Here is a 13832-nt window from a genome sequence, read left to right as displayed (position 1 = left end):
TGCGACATGATCTTTATCGAAACGCCGGTCTTCACTCGGCTCGTCAAAGAGCTACTTGAGGATGATGCCTACGCCGCTTTCCAACGTGAACTGGCGCAAAATCCGACGGCAGGCGATGTCATCAGGGATACCGGCGGCCTACGCAAGATCCGTGTCGCCAGCGGTGGCCATGGCAAGCGTGGCGGCTCTCGGGTGATCTACTATCACTTCGCTGCCGATGCTCGCATGCCCTGCTACTGATCTACCCCAAGAGTGAGAAGGATGACCTCTCCGTCGAGGACCGGAAAGCCCTGAAGGCCATGATCGAAAAGTGGAGATAGACAGCATGACCAAGTTCCTGGATGACCTCATGGAAAGCGTTACCCAAATGGACGAGATCGTCCGGGGTGAGCGACAACCTTCCCGTGAATTCCACGTCGATGCCTTGCAGATCAAGCAGATCCGCAAGAATACCGGTCTGAGCCAGGCGCAGTTCGCCAGAAAGCTCAATATCGACGTCGGTACGTTGCGCAACTGGGAGCAGAGCCGCCGCGAACCTACCGGGCCGGCGAAGGCCTTGTTGGTAGCGCTAAAGAACGATCCCGTGCATGTACTGGCGGCGTTGGAGGCTTGACCGTCCCAGTCCTAGTTTGTGAGCTGCCGTTGCGGCAATGAATTTTCCCCCTTACCCCAGTCTGGGTTGGAATGCTTTCTTAGCTGCCTGCACGGCAGTGAACCTATCGCTACGCACCTTGGACAAACCCGGCATTTTCTAATGCTGCCTATACAGCCGTGAACCGTGACACCGGCTCGCCAACGACGGGCTGAGTTTTCTAAGCTGCCTCCGCGGCGGCTTAGAAATCATCTCCATGCGAGGCGGTAGAAGGAATGGCTTTCACCGCCCTCTTGGCAGCCCCTTGGGGTTCCACGTGGAACCCCTCAGCCCCGCCCCACATAGGGCATCTTGGTCGCCATCACCGTCAGGGTCTGGACGTTGGCGTCCAGCGGCAGGCTGGCCATGTAGCGGACGGCGTCGGCGACGTGCCTGACGTCCATGCGCGGCTCCACGGCGGTGCTGCCGTCGGCCTGGAGTACGCCGTTGGCCATGCGCTCGGTCATCTCGGTAGCGGCGTTGCCGATGTCGATCTGGCCGCAGGCGATGTCGAAGGCGCGGCCGTCCAGAGCCAGGGCCTTGGTCAGCCCGGCCACGGCATGCTTGGTCGCGGTGTAGGGCGCACTGAAGGGGCGTGGCGTGTGGGCGGAGATCGAGCCGTTGTTGATGATGCGCCCGCCGCGGGGCGATTGCGCGCGCATCAGGGCGAAGGCCGCGCGGCTGCAGAGAAAGACGCCGGTGAGGTTGGTGTTGACCGCCCGGTGCCAGGCGTCCAGTTCCAGTTCGTCGATGGGCACCGCCGGAGCGCCGACGCCGGCATTGTTGAACAGCAGGTCCAGGCGGCCGTAGGTCTCGCGGATGCGGGCGAACAGCTCCTCGACGCTGGCGGCATCGGTGACGTCGCAGGGTACCGCCAGGGCTTCGCCGCCCTGTTGCCGCGCCTCTTCGGCGAGGGCCTCCAGGGGTTCGGCGCGACGAGCGGCGAGGACCACGCGGAAGCCGTCCTGCAGCAGGCCGAGGGCGACGGCGCGGCCGATGCCCTGGGAGGCTCCGGTGACGAGGGCGATGGGGCGGACGGTGGTCATGGGCGGTCCTTGGGCGGGGGAGGAGCTTCCAAGGCTAGCAGGTAGGGAGGGGTGGTGGGTGGGCCCTCACCCTAGCCCTCTCCCGGAGGGAGAGGGGATGATTGTGGTGTGTTGGGGAGGTAGGTGGTTCCTGGTAGCTCCGGTCGGCTCAGCGCAGCTTTAAGTCGGTCGCCACCAGGATCGCCTGACCGGAGGGTCGCGCGCGCAGGCGGTCGAGGTAGGCGGCGAGGCGGGGCCAGGTCGTCCGCCAGTGTAGGTCGGGCAGGGGCTCCAGGTAGTCGAGCATGGGCGCCAGCAAGGCGTCGGGCAGACTGAATTCGGCGCCGCAGAGAAAGTCCTGGTTGCCCAGCTGGCGATCGAGCACGGCCAGGGTCGCGTCGACGTCGGCCAGGGCGCGCTGCTCGTCCTCCGGTGTGCGGAAGGGGGCGGGTCGTGGCCCGGCGACGCGCAGCAGATAGTGGCGGACCAGACGGCTATCCACAGTGGTGAGCAGGGCGCTGCTCCAGGCGTCCTGCTCCGGGTTGCCATCGCGCTCCGGCGAGAGCCGACGATCGAGATGGCGGCAGATGGCGAGGGTCTCGAAGATCCGCAGCTCGCCATCGAACAGCACCGGCACCTGGCCGAAGGGGTGCAGCGCCAGGTGGGCTTCGCTGCGCCAGGCGATGGCCTGGCCGGCGGGTGCGAGGCCACAGGGCAGCTCCAGGCCCTGTTCCAGGGCATGGAGGCGCACGCTGCGCACCAGGGTGCTGAAAGCGGGACCGAAGAGATAGGGCGTCATGCTGCAGGCTCCTTGCAAAGAAGGCTGCATGCTGGCAAAGGGGACCTTATGTTCAAGAACATAATCTGGAGTAGCCATGGCCTGGCCCCTTGATCAGCGCGAGCAGACCCGCCAGCGCATCCTCGACAGCGCCGCCCGCCTGTTCGCCCTGCGCGGCTTCGATGCGGTCGGTCTCGACGACCTGATGGCCGATGCCGGTCTTACCCGCGGCGCCTTCTACCACCACTTCCGCACCAAGACCGAGGTCTATGACCAGGCCATCGCCCATGCCGCGCGGATCGGCAGTGCCCGGCTCGACGATCTCGGTAGCCAAGGCCTCGGGCAATTGGTCGAGCATTACCTGAGTCGCGAGCATGCCGAGGGCGAAGCCTTGCGCTGTCCGCTGGCCTTTCTGGCGGCCGACGTCACCCACCGGGAGGCCGCCATCCGGGGCAGCTATACCCGCTTCTTCGCGCGCTTCGTCACCCGACTGGAGCAGGATCTGTCGGGGCCGCCGGGGCAGCGGCGCGCCCGGGCGCTGCAGCTGGCCACCACCCTGATCGGGGGCGTGGCCCTGGCGCGGGCACTGGATGACGAGGGCCTCGCCGAGGAACTGCTGGCGGCCTGTCGCCAGGGCGCCCAGGAGCTGCTGGAAGAGGGTGGTGATTTGGCAGCTGCACTCGGCTAGGCGACACTGGCGGCTCCTTCGTCCGCCGGAGTCACCCATGCAGATTCGCCCCCTCGAAGCCGCCGATTTCGACCAGGTCTGGCCGCTGATCCAGCAGGTCGCCCAGGCCCGGGAGACCTACGCCTACGACCCGGACATGACCCGCGACGAGGCCTGGCGCCTCTGGGTGGAGCTACCGCGGGCGACCTTCGTCGCCGAGCGCGACGGCCAGCTGCTCGGCAGCTACTACCTCAAGGCCAATGCCATGGGGCCAGGCGATCACGTCTGCAATTGCGGCTACATGGTCGCCCCCGCCGCCCGCGGCCAGGGCGTCGCCGGCGCCCTTTGCGAGCACTCCCTGCAGGTGGCCCGTGAACTGGGCTTCCAGGCGATGCAATTCAACTCGGTGGTGGCCAGCAACCAGGTGGCGGTACGGCTCTGGCAGAAGCACGGCTTCGAGATCGTCGGCACCCTGCCCAGGGCCTATCGCCACTCCAGCCTGGGGCTGGTGGATTGCCATGTGATGTATCGCTGGTTGGCGGACTAGCGCCACTCGCTCAACACCGTCTGCAGCGAGGCCGGCAGCATGGGGCCGTGGCCCAGCCCTTCGAGCACCTCGTAGCGCACCCGGATGCCGGGGAGCTGGCCGAGGCGGTCGGCCAGGCGCCGGGTGGCATCGGCGGGGACCTCGCTCTGGAAGTGCGCGGGCAGTTCGCGCTCGGCGCCGCCCTGCAGCAGCACCAGGCGGGCCGGATGGGCCTGGAAGCGCGCCTTCAATTGCTCGTCGTCTTGCGGCAGCACGGTGGGACTCCACCACAGCGAAGGACTCACGGCGTAGCCCTCGGCGAAGGCGTCCGGACGGGTGAGCAGGGCGTGGAGGACGAACAGCCCGCCCAGGGAATGACCCCAGACCGCGCGCTGGTCAGGATCCAGGGGGACCTGACGGGCCACCGCCGGCTCCAGGCGCTCCAGCAGCCAGGCGAGAAAGACGTCGGCGCCGCCGGTGGCCATCTCGCGAAAGCGCTCGCTGGTGGGGGCCGAGGGCGTGTAGTCATAGGCCCGACCCGGGCCATCGATACGCTTGCCGCCCGTGTAACCCACCGCCACCAGCACGGGCGGATGGGGCCGCTTGGCCAGGGTGTCGAGCAATTCGGCATTCAGCCCGCCCAGGGCGGCGTTGCCATCGAGCAGATAGAGCACCGGATAGCCGGTGGCCGGCGCCGGGGTGGCGGGTCGGGCGATCCACACCTGGTAATGGCGGGCGCCGTCGGTGGAATCCAGCTGGAGTTCGCTGAAGGCATAGCCGTGGCCCGGCTGCTGGAGCACCTGGGCGTCCATGGGCTGATCGATGGGGCGCGCCTGGCCCGGCAGGGCCAGGGCCAGCAGCAGCGGCAGGGCCAGCCAGGTGCAGCGTGGGGGGCGGCGAGAGGAGAGCGGCGACAGAGGCATCAGCAAACAAGACTCATTTCCAGTGGAGCGGTCGAGCCTACCGATCTCTGCCGCCGGTCGCCATACTGACGGGGATCTCCGCTGCCCAGGACGCCCCATGCATCACCCCCATCTGCTGTTCGATCTCGATGGCACCCTCACCGATTCGCGCCTGGGCATCACCCGGGCGATCCAGGTGGCGCTGCGCGCCGAGGGGATCGAGGAGCCCGATCTGCGCAGGCTGGAGGTCTTTATCGGCCCGCCGCTGCTGCAGAGTTTCATGACCCACTACGGCTTCGACGAGGCGCGCGCCTGGCGCGCGGTGGCGGCCTATCGCGGGTATTTCCGCGCCACCGGTCTCTATGAGAACGAGGTCTATGCAGGCATCCGCGAGTTGCTGGCCGCGCTGCAGGCGGCCGGGCGACGGCTCTATCTGGTGACGGCCAAGCCGCGGGTGTTCGCCGTGGAGATCCTCCGGCACTTCGCGCTGACGGAATTCTTCATCGCCCTGCATGGCAGCGAGCTGGATGGCACCCGCACCGACAAGACCGAGTTGCTGCGCTTCGTGCTGGACACCGAAGGCCTGGCGCCGGAGACCTGCCTGATGCTGGGTGACCGCGAGCACGACCTGATCGCCGCCCGGGCCAACGGCGTGGCGGCGGTGGCCCTGGGTTATGGCTTCGGCAGCCGGGAAGAGCTGGAGCGCCAGCGCCCGGCCTTTCACTTCCACAGCGTGGCAGCCCTGCGCCAGGGCTTCGGCCTTTAGCGGCAGGCGCCGACCTGCGCGACCGGGGTCGGCAGGTCGTGGGGCGCGACGGGGATCAGCCGCAGGTGGCGGTCTGCACCACCAGGCTGGCGCTGGTGGTGATGGTCAGGCGCTGGGAGTTGAAGTCCATGGTCATGGGGTCCTGCGGACGGACCACGCGAACGACCTGGGCACCGGCGCGTTGCCGGCCTTCTTCGGCCAGGGCCGGGGAGAGGGCCTTGCCGACCAGATCCTGGACCGCATCGGAGTTGCACCGGCCACTGCTGCTGACGGCGCCGCTCGGGGCCGAAGAGGCGGCCGCCGGGCTGCTCTGGGTTTCGTGCGAGCCGCAACCGGCCAGCAGGGTGAAGAGCGCGGCGCCAGCCAGCAGGAGGGGAGTCTTGGAGCTCATGAGTTCGCCTTTTCGATCGTGAGAGAAGGAACCTTAACCCGTACGGGCCTCCTCATGGACCCCTCAGGGGCGGGCATTGTTACAAAGCGCGATACAGGAGACGTTGCGAGGCCCGGGTGACCGGTCGTCCCGCAGGCATAAAGTTAATAAATATAACGTTCGGTAATCGGCCAGATTCGGGTCGGATGGCTTGATCCATTTTGGCCATCGACCATCATCGAACCAGGGCCACCCGGCCCCCACGGTGACGACAACAACAACAAAGGGACACCCGCCATGTCAGCTCGCTATCCAACTACCCTCCCGCCTGACCGCTACCCGATCCGCGCCCGCTAGGCCCTGATCCGCGCCCCCGCGGCGCCTTCCGCATCCTCAGTCAGGACGGTCATCTCATGTCTTGTTCGCGCTCGCTTCCGGCCTGCGCACGGGCCCGCTCGTGCCTCGCCTTTACCGCTCTCGCCGCCTTGCTCGCCAGCCAGGGCCTTGTCGCCGCGCCTTCCACCACCCTGGAAAGCGCCCGCCCCAAGCCGCTCAACAACCTGGAGACGGCGCGTCCCCTGCCGCCCGGACCGCCGCGCTGGGCGGAGGACTATCGCTTCCTCGACGATCCGCAAAAGCGCACCGATCCCTTCGACGGGCTGCGCTACCAGCGCCTCGGTGACTCGGCCTGGCTGCAGACCGGTGGCGAGGCGCGCTACCGCTTCGACACCATCCGCAATCCGGTCTTTGGCCGGCGGGGGGTGGATACCGATCACTACATCCAGCAGCGCCTGCAACTGCACGCCGACCTGCACCTGTTCGATGACGCCGTGCGCGCCTTCGTCCAGCTGGAAAACACCCGCGCCTGGAACAAGGCGCTCTACGGCCCCTACGACCAGAGCCGCACCGAACTGCACCAGGCCTTCATCGACCTCAACACGCCGCTGGCCGGTGGCAAGCTGATGACCCGCATCGGTCGCCAGGAGCTGGGCTACGGCAACCAGGCCTTCGTCACCTACCGCGACGCGCGCAACATCCGCCTCAACTTCGACGGCCTGCGCCTGGCCTGGACCCGTCCGGACGGCTACCGGCTGGACGCCTTCGGCCTGCGGCCCGTGGTGACCGGCGAAGACAGCTTCGACGACGGCTCCAACAACGCGGTCAAGTTCTATGGTCTCTACGGCACCCTGCCGCTGACCGGGCCGCTCAAGCTCGACGTCTACGGCTTCGGTCTGGAGACCGACCAGCGCACCCTGGATGGCCTGACCGGTGCGGAAAAGCGCTACACCGCCGGCTTCCGTCTGTTCGGCAACGCCGGTCCCTGGGACTGGAGCTGGGACCTGGCCGGGCAGGGCGGGCATCTGGCCGGGGCGGAGATCCGCGCCTGGGGCCTGAGCAGCGAAACCGGCTATCGCCTGGGCGGCGCCTGGAAGCCGCGGCTGGCCTTGCGGGTGGACGCCGCCAGCGGCGATCGCGGCCCGGGCGACGACCGCGTCGGCACCTTCGATCCGCTCTTTCCCAAGAACGGCTTCTATGGTGATTCCGGGCTCACCACCCTGGCCAACCTCTATCTGGTCGGGCCCCTGCTGACCCTGGCGCCGCGACCGACGCTGCAGCTGGAGAGCGGGCTGTTCGGCGTCTGGCGGCAGAGCACCGAAGACGGCGTCTACCTGCCGGGCATGACCACGGTGCCGGGCACCGCGGCCAGCTCGGCGCGCAAGGCCGGCACCCTCTGGCGCAACAACCTGCGCTGGATGCCCACCGCCAACCTGACCCTGGACCTGGAATACAGCTACTTCCAGGCCGGCGCCGCCGTGCGCCAGGCCGATGGCGACGACACCAGCTTCCTGATGGTCGCCACCACCTTCCGCTTCTGAGGAGTCCACCATGCGCCTGCTCTCGACCGCCCCGCCCGGGGCCCGCCTGACCCTGCTGCTGTGCTTCATCGTCGCCCTGCTGGAGGGCATGGATCTCCAGGCCATGGGCATCGCCGCCCCGGCCATGGCCAAGGCCTTCGGCTTCCAGCCGGGGCAGATGGGCCTGGTGTTCAGCGCCAGCATCCTCGGCCTGCTGCCCGGCGCCTTCATCGGCGGCTGGTGCGCCGACCGTATCGGCCGCAAGAAGGTGCTGATCGCCTGCGTGCTGATCTTTGGCGTCTTCTCGGTGGCCACCGCCCATGTCTGGAGTCTGGAGAGCCTGCTGCTGGCGCGGCTGCTCACCGGCATCGGTCTGGGCGGCGCGCTGCCCAATCTGATCGCCCTGTCCGCCGAATCGGTGGACGAGCGCGCCCGCGCCACCGCGGTCAGCCTGATGTACTGCGGCGTGCCCCTCGGCGGCGCCCTGGCGGCGGTGGTGGGGCTGCTGGACGTCGGCCGCTGGCAGACGGTGTTCTATGTCGGCGGCCTGGCGCCGCTGCTGGTGGCGCCGCTGCTCGGGCGTTACCTGGCGGAGACCGCCGGCTTTCTGCGCAAGCGAGGCGGGACTCAGGCGGGTAGTCCGCGCGGGGCCTGGCTGGGCGCCATCCCGCTGTCGACCACCCTGCTGCTGTGGCTGGGCTACTTCTTCACCCTCACGGTGATGTACATGCTGCTCAACTGGCTGCCGTCGCTGCTGGTGGGGCAGGGCTTCAGCCGCGGCCAGGCGGTGGGGGTGCAGATCCTCTTCAACCTGGGCGGCGGCATCGGTTCGGTGCTGTTCGGCCTGCTCATGGATCGCTGGCGGCCGCGGCTGACGGTGCTGGCCATCTACCTGGGCATCCTGCTGGGTCTGGCCGGGCTAGGGCTGGCCAAGGCCTATCCGCTGGTGGCCCTGGCCGGTTTCGCCGCCGGGCTGTTCGTGGTCGGCGGCCAACTGGTGCTCTATGCCCTGGCGCCGCAGCTCTATCCGGCGGCGGTGCGGGCCACCGGAACCGGCGCGGCGGTGGCGGTCGGACGCCTGGGCGCCATGGCCGGCCCACTGCTGGCGGGGCAGGTCCTGGCCCTGGGCGGTGGCGCGGCGACCCTGGTGGTGGCCACCACCCCGGCAGTGCTGGTGGCCGCGGGCGCGGTGCTGGCCCTGCTGCAGCGGCGGGCGCCGGTGCCGGCGGCTACCACCCACGCGGAGGCGCCTGGGCATGCGTAGTGTGCTGCTCGTCACCCTGCTGACGCTGACTGGCCTGGCCCGGGCGGCCACCACGGACGGCGATCCGGCCACCGCCACGCCACCGCCGCTGCAGCTCGAACCCCTGGCGCGCTTCGAGGTGGCCCTCGACGCCCCGGTCTGGGAGCTGGGCCAGACCAGTGACCTGGGCAAGCGGCGCATCATACCCATCACCGGCGGCCGCTTCGACGGCCAGCGCCTGCATGGACGGATCCTCGACAACGGCGCCGACTGGCAGGTGGTGACCGCCGATGGCCTGGCCATCATCGACACCCGCTATCTGCTGCAGACCGACGATGGCGCCCTGATCTATCTGCAGACCAAGGGCTATCGCTACGGCCCGCCGGAGGTGATGCGCGAGCTGGCCGCCGGCAAGCCGGTGGATCCCCGGCGCTATTTCTTCCGCGTCACCCTGACCTTCGAGACCGCCGCGCCGGCCTATGCCTGGCTCAACCGCGCCCTGGGCGTGGGCAGCGCCATGCGCCTGGGCAAGGCGGTGGTCTACGACGCCTATCTGCTGCAATAGAGGAGGAGCCGATGCCCATTGGAATGAGTGCGCTCTACGATGATGTCCTGCTGCTGGATGGCGTGCGCACGCCCTGGACCGATCTGAATGGCGCCCTGGGGCAGGTGTCGCCCACCGACCTGGGCATCGCCGTGGCGCGGGCGCTGCTGGCGCGCGGGCATGAGGCCGGGGCGGTGGATTCCGTGCTGGCCGGCTCGGTGGCCCAGGCCAGCTTCGATGCCTATCTGCTGCCACGCCATATCGGCCTCTATGCCGGGGTGCCCGAGGCGGTGCCGGCGCTGCAGGTGCAACGCGTCTGCGGCACGGGGCTTGAGCTGCTGCGCCAGGCCGGCGATCAGTTGCAGAGCGGCCAGGCCAGCCGGGTGCTGTGCGTGGCGGCCGAGTCCATGACCCGCAATCCCATCGCCGCCTACACCCACCGCAGCGGCTTTCGCCTCGGCGCGCCGGTGGAATTCCACGACTTTCTCTGGGAGGCGCTCAAGGACCCGGCGGCCGGACTGGACATGATCGCCACCGCCGAGCGCCTGGCCCAGCGCCATGGCATCGCCCGCGAGGCGGTGGATGCCTGGGCGCTGCGGAGTTTCGAGCGGGCCCTGGCAGCCCAGCGCCAGGGCTGGTTTCGCGAGGAGGTCGTGCCGGTGACGGCGGCGCGCTTCGAGGCTGAAGGCCTGGCGCCGCGGGAGTTGCGTCTGCCGCGGGGCTGCGCGGGGGTCGAGCATGACAGCCATCCGCGGGACACCTCGCGGGAGGCCCTGGCACGACTGACGCCAGTGCATCCGGGCGGGGTGCAGACCGCCGGCAACAGCTGCGCGGTGGCCGACGGCGCCGCCGCCGTGCTGCTGGCACGGGGCGCGGACGCCGCGCCGGAGCGGGCGCTGGCCTGGATGCGCGGCAGTTGTGTGGTGGGGGTGCCGCCGGACGTCATGGGCAGTGGTCCGGTACCGGCCATCCAGGGCCTGCTCGACCGCGCCGGCCTCAGGCTGGAGGCCATCGACCGCCTGGAGATCAACGAAGCCCAGGGCGCCCAGCTGCTGGCGGTGCAGCAGGCCCTGGAACTGGATCCGGCGCGACTCAATGTGCATGGCGGCGCCATCGCCCTGGGTCATCCACTGGCCGCCACCGGCCTGCGCTTGGCCGTCACCCTGGCCCGCCAGCTGCGCGCCGAGGGGCTCAGGTACGGGGTGGCGGCGGTGTGCATCGGCGGTGGGCAGGGGATGGCGGTGCTGCTGGAGAATCCGGGGTGGCGGGGGCGGTAAGGGGTTGGGCCGGGGTGTATCGGGCTTCGCGGGGCCCAGCTCAACCTGATCGCAGCCATGGCGGTCCGCCGATGCGGCCGCTCCTACGGTTGTCCCACAGCCTGTAGGAGCAACTGTCTTGATCGCGTATCGCGGCCATGCCGGTGCGCCGTAGCGACCGCTCCTACAGTGGCGTCCGTGCCTGTAGGAGCGGCCCATGGCCGCGATGATTTTTTAGGCGGCAGGAGGGCGGCACTTTGTTGGGCTGCGCGCTCAACCTACGCGGGGACCTCCACGGCAGGCACGACCAGGGGCGGGAAGTGGATGGCCACGCGCAGGCCCTGACCGCCGGTGGCGGTGGCCAGTTCGATGCCGGCGTCGTGGGCGGTGGCGATGTCGCGGACGATGGCCAGGCCCAGGCCGGTACCGTGGATGCCGCGGTCGAGGCGATAGAAGCGCTCGAAGATGCGTTCGCGCTCCGCCTCGGGAATGCCCGGGCCGTCGTCTTCCACCTCCAGCACCGTGGCCCCGGCCTGGCCGCGCAGGCGGACCGTGACCTGACCGCCGCGCGGGGTGTATCTGAGGGCATTGTCGACCAGGTTGTCGAGCAGGTCGCGCAGCTGGAAGGCGTTGCCCTGCACGGTCTGCGGCTCCAGTTCGTAGCCCAGGTCGATGCCGTGGCCATCGGCCTGGGCCAGCTGGCTGGGCATGGCTTCGCCGATCAGTTCGTCCAGCCGCAGCGGCTCGCGCGGCGGACTCTCCAGCCGCGCGGTGGCGGCGCGGGCCAGGGTCAGCAACTGGTTGGTCTGGCGGGTCATGCGCTCGGTGGCGGCCTGGAGTTGCGCCAGCGCCGCGGCGCTTTCGGCATCGCCGGCATGGCGCTGGCGCAGCCACTGGGTCAGGGTGCTGATGCCCGCCAGCGGGGTGCGCAGCTGGTGGGCCATGTCGTCGAGAAAGGCGCGCTGGTTGCGCGCGCCCTCGCGGATGCGCAGCAGCAGGCCGTTGAGGGCGGTGACGAAGGTGCCCAGTTCGCGGGGCGCACCCTCTTCGCGCAGCGGCGCCAGGTCATCGTAGTGGCGACTGTCGAGCTGACGCTCCAGCCGTTCCAGCGGCTTGAGGCCGCGGCGCACCGCCCAGAGCAGCTGGGCGGCGATCAGCAGGGCGACCAGGATCTGCACCGCCACCAGGGTCAGCACCATGCGCTGCAGGGCGGCGGTGTGGCGACTCAGGGTCTGGGCCACGCTGGCCACCACCGGTTGCCCGGCCACCTCGCCGAGGCGGCCGACCATGAACACCGAGCGGTCGTTGATACGGGTGCGCAGCGCGGTGGTATGGCCGTCGCGCATCTCGTCGGTGATCTCCTGGACCGGCATGGCGGCATCGCCGAACAGCAGCTGGCCGTCGAGGGCGCGCACCGCCAGCCAGACGTGGTCGTGGCTGTTGTGGCGCAGCAGGTAGTCGGCTTCCGTCGGCAGCCACAGGCGGCCGTTGCCGTCCACCTCCAGCTGTTCGAGCAGCAGGATCGCCGCGTCGGTGAGATCGCCGTCCAGGGCGCTGAAGGCCGGTTTGCGGGCGAACTGGTAGCTGACCACGGCGCCGCCGAGGTTGACCAGCAGCACCGGCAGCACCAGCCATTTCAGCAGCCGCCGGCGCAGGCTGGGCGCGGTGGCGGTCATGGCGCGGCTTCTTCCAGGCGATAGCCGAAGCCGCGCACGGTGCGGATACCGACCCCGGAGTCGGCCAGTTTCAGCCGTAGCCGCGAGACATAGACCTCCACGGCGTTGTGGGTCAGGTCTTCGCTGCCCCAGGGCGCCAGGGCGTCGATGATCTGCTGCTTGGAGACCACCTTGCCGGCCTGGCGCAAGAGGTGTTCGAGCACCGCCCACTCGCGCGCCGAGAGATCCAGCGCGGTGTCGCCGAGGCGCGCCTGGTGGGCGGCGGTGTCCAGGCGCAGGGCGCCGAGAGTCAGGTCGGCGCTGTTCTGGCCACCGGCGCGACGCACCAGCGCCTTGATCCGCGCCACCAGCTCGGGCACGGCGAAGGGCTTGACCAGGTAGTCGTCGGCGCCCACCTCGAAGCCGTGCACCCGGTCGTCGATGGCGTCGCGGGCGGTGAGCAGCAGCACCGGCTGGTCGCTGCCACGCTGGCGCAGGCGGCGGACCACCTCGAAGCCGTCCAGGCCACCGGGCAGGCCGATGTCCAGCACCACCACGGCGAAGCGAGTGGTGCGCAGCCAGGCATCGGCCTCGGCGCCGTTGCGCAGGAGGTCGACCTGCATGCCATGGCCTTCCAGGACGCGGCGGATGCCGTCGGCCAGGGTGGCGTCATCTTCGACCAGCAGGATGTGCATGGGTGATCCTCGGATTCAACGCGATTCGGTCGCCGTAGCGCCGATTATGCACAGGCGCTCAGCGGGGCAGGGCGCAGAAATCGCCCAGCGCCCGCACCAGGGCCAGGCGGTGGAGATCATCGGGGCGCGCGGCGGCGAGGTGGGCGGCGAGGGCGCGGTCCAGTTGTGCCGGGCAGTCCGCGGCGGCGCGCAGTTCGCCGGTGGCGGCGAGACCGCCGAGCAGCCTGGCCTGGAGTTCGTTCAGCTGGGTCCTGAGCGTCGTCAGGTCCGTCGTCTTGGCGGGCAGCGGCCGTTCGTGGCGCCGCCAGGCCTGCAGCAGGCCGTATTGCACCAGCTTGTTGGCTTCCATCTGGGCGGCGAAAAAGGTCTGGGCGGTGGCCGGGGAGACGGCGGCTGCCGGCGCGGCCTGGGCGACCTCCTGCAGCACCTGGCGCTCGCGGGCGTCGTCCAGCACCGGCTTGCCGCTGTCGTGCTTGCTGCGGGCGACCCCATCGGCCAGCGTCAGGCGCTGGGCCATGGCGTCCAGCAGGGCCGGCAGCGGCGCCGGCGCGGCCTGGGCGCCGAGGGCGATGCTCAAGAGCGGAAGGGCGAGCCAGCGAATACCCGACATGAGGGACCTCCAGGGCAGGGGAAAGGGCACCGAAGCTCGCACGGGGCCGCGGGGCGGTCAAGATGGCCGGGGCAGGGCGGTTGCGTGGGAACGCGGTGGTGGGGGCGGCCCTCACCCCAGCCCTCTCCCGGAGGGAGAGGGGGCGGAGCGGCGCGGGCGTTGGGCTGGCGTAGGGTGGAAAACCGCGGAGCGTTTTCCACACGCGTGCCGTGCCATCGTGGATGAGGCTGCGCCGTCATCCACCCTACGGAGTCCTGCGCAGGTCGGTAGCTCCGTGCGGAGCCGCACCCTCACCCCAGCCCTCTCCC

At 69.7% G+C, this 13832-nt stretch carries 15 protein-coding genes and 1 pseudogene; 9 read left to right on the top strand and 7 right to left on the bottom strand.

Annotation, left to right across the window (positions count from 1 at the left end):
- Positions 1–6: 6 nt before the first annotated feature.
- Together PSK12I2_RS23940 and PSK12I2_RS0112095 are read left to right on the top strand one after the other, a co-directional pair.
- Positions 7–320 (top strand): annotated as a pseudogene (locus PSK12I2_RS23940) (type II toxin-antitoxin system RelE/ParE family toxin).
- Positions 321–325: 5 nt separating this feature from the next.
- On the top strand, positions 326–613 hold the full coding sequence (locus PSK12I2_RS0112095) for a DNA-binding transcriptional regulator (protein WP_027598600.1): 288 nt from the start codon (positions 326–328) through the stop codon (positions 611–613).
- Positions 614–918: 305 nt separating this feature from the next.
- Here PSK12I2_RS0112095 and PSK12I2_RS0112090 read toward each other — a convergent pair whose 3' ends face one another.
- Both PSK12I2_RS0112090 and PSK12I2_RS0112085 read right to left on the bottom strand, forming a co-directional pair.
- Positions 919–1677: an SDR family oxidoreductase gene (locus tag PSK12I2_RS0112090; RefSeq protein WP_027598599.1), complete on the bottom strand. Its 759-nt coding sequence runs from the start codon at positions 1675–1677 to the stop codon at positions 919–921.
- Positions 1678–1825: 148 nt separating this feature from the next.
- On the bottom strand, positions 1826–2455 hold the full coding sequence (locus tag PSK12I2_RS0112085; RefSeq protein ID WP_027598598.1) for a glutathione S-transferase family protein: 630 nt from the start codon (positions 2453–2455) through the stop codon (positions 1826–1828).
- Positions 2456–2531: 76 nt separating this feature from the next.
- Here PSK12I2_RS0112085 and PSK12I2_RS0112080 point away from each other — a divergent pair, with 76 nt between their 5' ends.
- Positions 2532–3122 carry a TetR/AcrR family transcriptional regulator gene (locus PSK12I2_RS0112080; protein ID WP_027598597.1) on the top strand — a complete coding sequence of 197 codons (591 nt, stop codon included), beginning with the start codon at positions 2532–2534 and terminating at the stop codon, positions 3120–3122.
- A 37-nt stretch (positions 3123–3159) separates the two neighbouring features.
- Positions 3160–3648 carry a GNAT family N-acetyltransferase gene (locus PSK12I2_RS0112075; RefSeq protein WP_027598596.1) on the top strand — a complete coding sequence of 163 codons (489 nt, stop codon included), beginning with the start codon at positions 3160–3162 and terminating at the stop codon, positions 3646–3648.
- Here PSK12I2_RS0112075 and PSK12I2_RS0112070 read toward each other — a convergent pair.
- Positions 3645–4550, bottom strand: coding sequence for an alpha/beta hydrolase (locus tag PSK12I2_RS0112070; RefSeq protein WP_027598595.1), 906 nt, complete (start codon positions 4548–4550; stop codon positions 3645–3647). The genes PSK12I2_RS0112075 and PSK12I2_RS0112070 overlap by 4 nt on opposite strands.
- Positions 4551–4647: 97 nt before the next feature.
- Here PSK12I2_RS0112070 and PSK12I2_RS0112065 point away from each other — a divergent pair, with 97 nt between their 5' ends.
- The gene (locus tag PSK12I2_RS0112065) at positions 4648–5295 is read left to right on the top strand and encodes an HAD hydrolase-like protein (RefSeq protein ID WP_027598594.1); all 648 of its coding nucleotides are present in this window, start codon (positions 4648–4650) and stop codon (positions 5293–5295) included.
- 55 nt (positions 5296–5350) lie between these two features.
- Here PSK12I2_RS0112065 and PSK12I2_RS0112060 read toward each other — a convergent pair whose 3' ends face one another.
- A complete protein-coding gene (locus PSK12I2_RS0112060) occupies positions 5351–5686 on the bottom strand; it encodes an I78 family peptidase inhibitor (protein WP_027598593.1) in 336 nt (111 codons plus the stop codon).
- 392 nt (positions 5687–6078) lie between these two features.
- On the opposite strand from PSK12I2_RS0112060, the gene PSK12I2_RS0112055 reads away from it, so the two are divergent.
- From PSK12I2_RS0112055 to PSK12I2_RS0112040, 4 genes are read left to right on the top strand one after another with little or no spacing between them, the layout of a single operon-like run.
- Positions 6079–7542, top strand: coding sequence for an alginate export family protein (locus tag PSK12I2_RS0112055; RefSeq protein WP_027598592.1), 1464 nt, complete (start codon positions 6079–6081; stop codon positions 7540–7542).
- Between the two features lie 10 nt (positions 7543–7552).
- The gene (gene mhpT / locus PSK12I2_RS0112050) at positions 7553–8785 is read left to right on the top strand and encodes a 3-(3-hydroxy-phenyl)propionate transporter MhpT (protein WP_027598591.1); all 1233 of its coding nucleotides are present in this window, start codon (positions 7553–7555) and stop codon (positions 8783–8785) included.
- Entirely contained in the window at positions 8778–9329 is a 552-nt protein-coding gene (locus PSK12I2_RS0112045; protein ID WP_027598590.1) for a DUF3237 domain-containing protein, read from the top strand. The genes mhpT and PSK12I2_RS0112045 overlap by 8 nt, the downstream gene beginning before the upstream one ends.
- A 23-nt stretch (positions 9330–9352) precedes the next feature.
- Positions 9353–10585, top strand: coding sequence for a thiolase family protein (locus tag PSK12I2_RS0112040; RefSeq protein WP_027598589.1), 1233 nt, complete (start codon positions 9353–9355; stop codon positions 10583–10585).
- A gap of 257 nt (positions 10586–10842) precedes the next feature.
- Here PSK12I2_RS0112040 and PSK12I2_RS0112035 read toward each other — a convergent pair whose 3' ends face one another.
- Genes PSK12I2_RS0112035 through PSK12I2_RS0112025 form a run of 3 tightly spaced genes read right to left on the bottom strand, consistent with a single transcriptional unit; the run spans position 10843 to position 13524 of the window.
- Positions 10843–12240 (bottom strand): sensor histidine kinase, encoded by a 1398-nt coding sequence (locus PSK12I2_RS0112035; RefSeq protein ID WP_027598588.1) that lies wholly within the window; start codon positions 12238–12240, stop codon positions 10843–10845.
- Positions 12237–12914: a response regulator transcription factor gene (locus PSK12I2_RS0112030; protein ID WP_007160283.1), complete on the bottom strand. Its 678-nt coding sequence runs from the start codon at positions 12912–12914 to the stop codon at positions 12237–12239. The genes PSK12I2_RS0112035 and PSK12I2_RS0112030 overlap by 4 nt, the downstream gene beginning before the upstream one ends.
- Positions 12915–12972: 58 nt before the next feature.
- The gene (locus PSK12I2_RS0112025) at positions 12973–13524 is read right to left on the bottom strand and encodes a chorismate mutase (RefSeq protein ID WP_027598587.1); all 552 of its coding nucleotides are present in this window, start codon (positions 13522–13524) and stop codon (positions 12973–12975) included.
- Positions 13525–13832: the final 308 nt, after the last annotated feature.

Origin of the sequence: Pseudomonas sp. MOIL14HWK12:I2, from assembly GCF_000510745.1 — a bacterium.
GTDB lineage: Bacteria > Pseudomonadota > Gammaproteobacteria > Pseudomonadales > Pseudomonadaceae > Chryseomonas > Chryseomonas oryzihabitans.
The sequence above is the reverse complement of the archived record's forward strand: the minus strand, read 5'-3'. Positions and strand labels throughout refer to the sequence as shown.

What these genes read in the sequence shown, in the direction of transcription:
- PSK12I2_RS0112035 (WP_027598588.1), bottom strand. Translation starts at nt 12,240, where the DNA reads ATGACCGCCACCGCGCCCAGCCTGCGCCGGCGGCTGCTGAAATGGCTG.
- PSK12I2_RS0112080 (WP_027598597.1), top strand. Translation starts at nt 2,532, where the DNA reads ATGGCCTGGCCCCTTGATCAGCGCGAGCAGACCCGCCAGCGCATCCTC.
- PSK12I2_RS0112045 (WP_027598590.1), top strand. Translation starts at nt 8,778, where the DNA reads ATGCGTAGTGTGCTGCTCGTCACCCTGCTGACGCTGACTGGCCTGGCC.
- PSK12I2_RS0112070 (WP_027598595.1), bottom strand. Translation starts at nt 4,550, where the DNA reads ATGCCTCTGTCGCCGCTCTCCTCTCGCCGCCCCCCACGCTGCACCTGG.
- PSK12I2_RS0112085 (WP_027598598.1), bottom strand. Translation starts at nt 2,455, where the DNA reads ATGACGCCCTATCTCTTCGGTCCCGCTTTCAGCACCCTGGTGCGCAGC.
- mhpT (WP_027598591.1), top strand. Translation starts at nt 7,553, where the DNA reads ATGCGCCTGCTCTCGACCGCCCCGCCCGGGGCCCGCCTGACCCTGCTG.
- PSK12I2_RS0112025 (WP_027598587.1), bottom strand. Translation starts at nt 13,524, where the DNA reads ATGTCGGGTATTCGCTGGCTCGCCCTTCCGCTCTTGAGCATCGCCCTC.
- PSK12I2_RS0112075 (WP_027598596.1), top strand. Translation starts at nt 3,160, where the DNA reads ATGCAGATTCGCCCCCTCGAAGCCGCCGATTTCGACCAGGTCTGGCCG.
- PSK12I2_RS0112095 (WP_027598600.1), top strand. Translation starts at nt 326, where the DNA reads ATGACCAAGTTCCTGGATGACCTCATGGAAAGCGTTACCCAAATGGAC.
- PSK12I2_RS0112065 (WP_027598594.1), top strand. Translation starts at nt 4,648, where the DNA reads ATGCATCACCCCCATCTGCTGTTCGATCTCGATGGCACCCTCACCGAT.
- PSK12I2_RS0112030 (WP_007160283.1), bottom strand. Translation starts at nt 12,914, where the DNA reads ATGCACATCCTGCTGGTCGAAGATGACGCCACCCTGGCCGACGGCATC.
- PSK12I2_RS0112055 (WP_027598592.1), top strand. Translation starts at nt 6,079, where the DNA reads ATGTCTTGTTCGCGCTCGCTTCCGGCCTGCGCACGGGCCCGCTCGTGC.
- PSK12I2_RS0112090 (WP_027598599.1), bottom strand. Translation starts at nt 1,677, where the DNA reads ATGACCACCGTCCGCCCCATCGCCCTCGTCACCGGAGCCTCCCAGGGC.
- PSK12I2_RS0112060 (WP_027598593.1), bottom strand. Translation starts at nt 5,686, where the DNA reads ATGAGCTCCAAGACTCCCCTCCTGCTGGCTGGCGCCGCGCTCTTCACC.
- PSK12I2_RS0112040 (WP_027598589.1), top strand. Translation starts at nt 9,353, where the DNA reads ATGAGTGCGCTCTACGATGATGTCCTGCTGCTGGATGGCGTGCGCACG.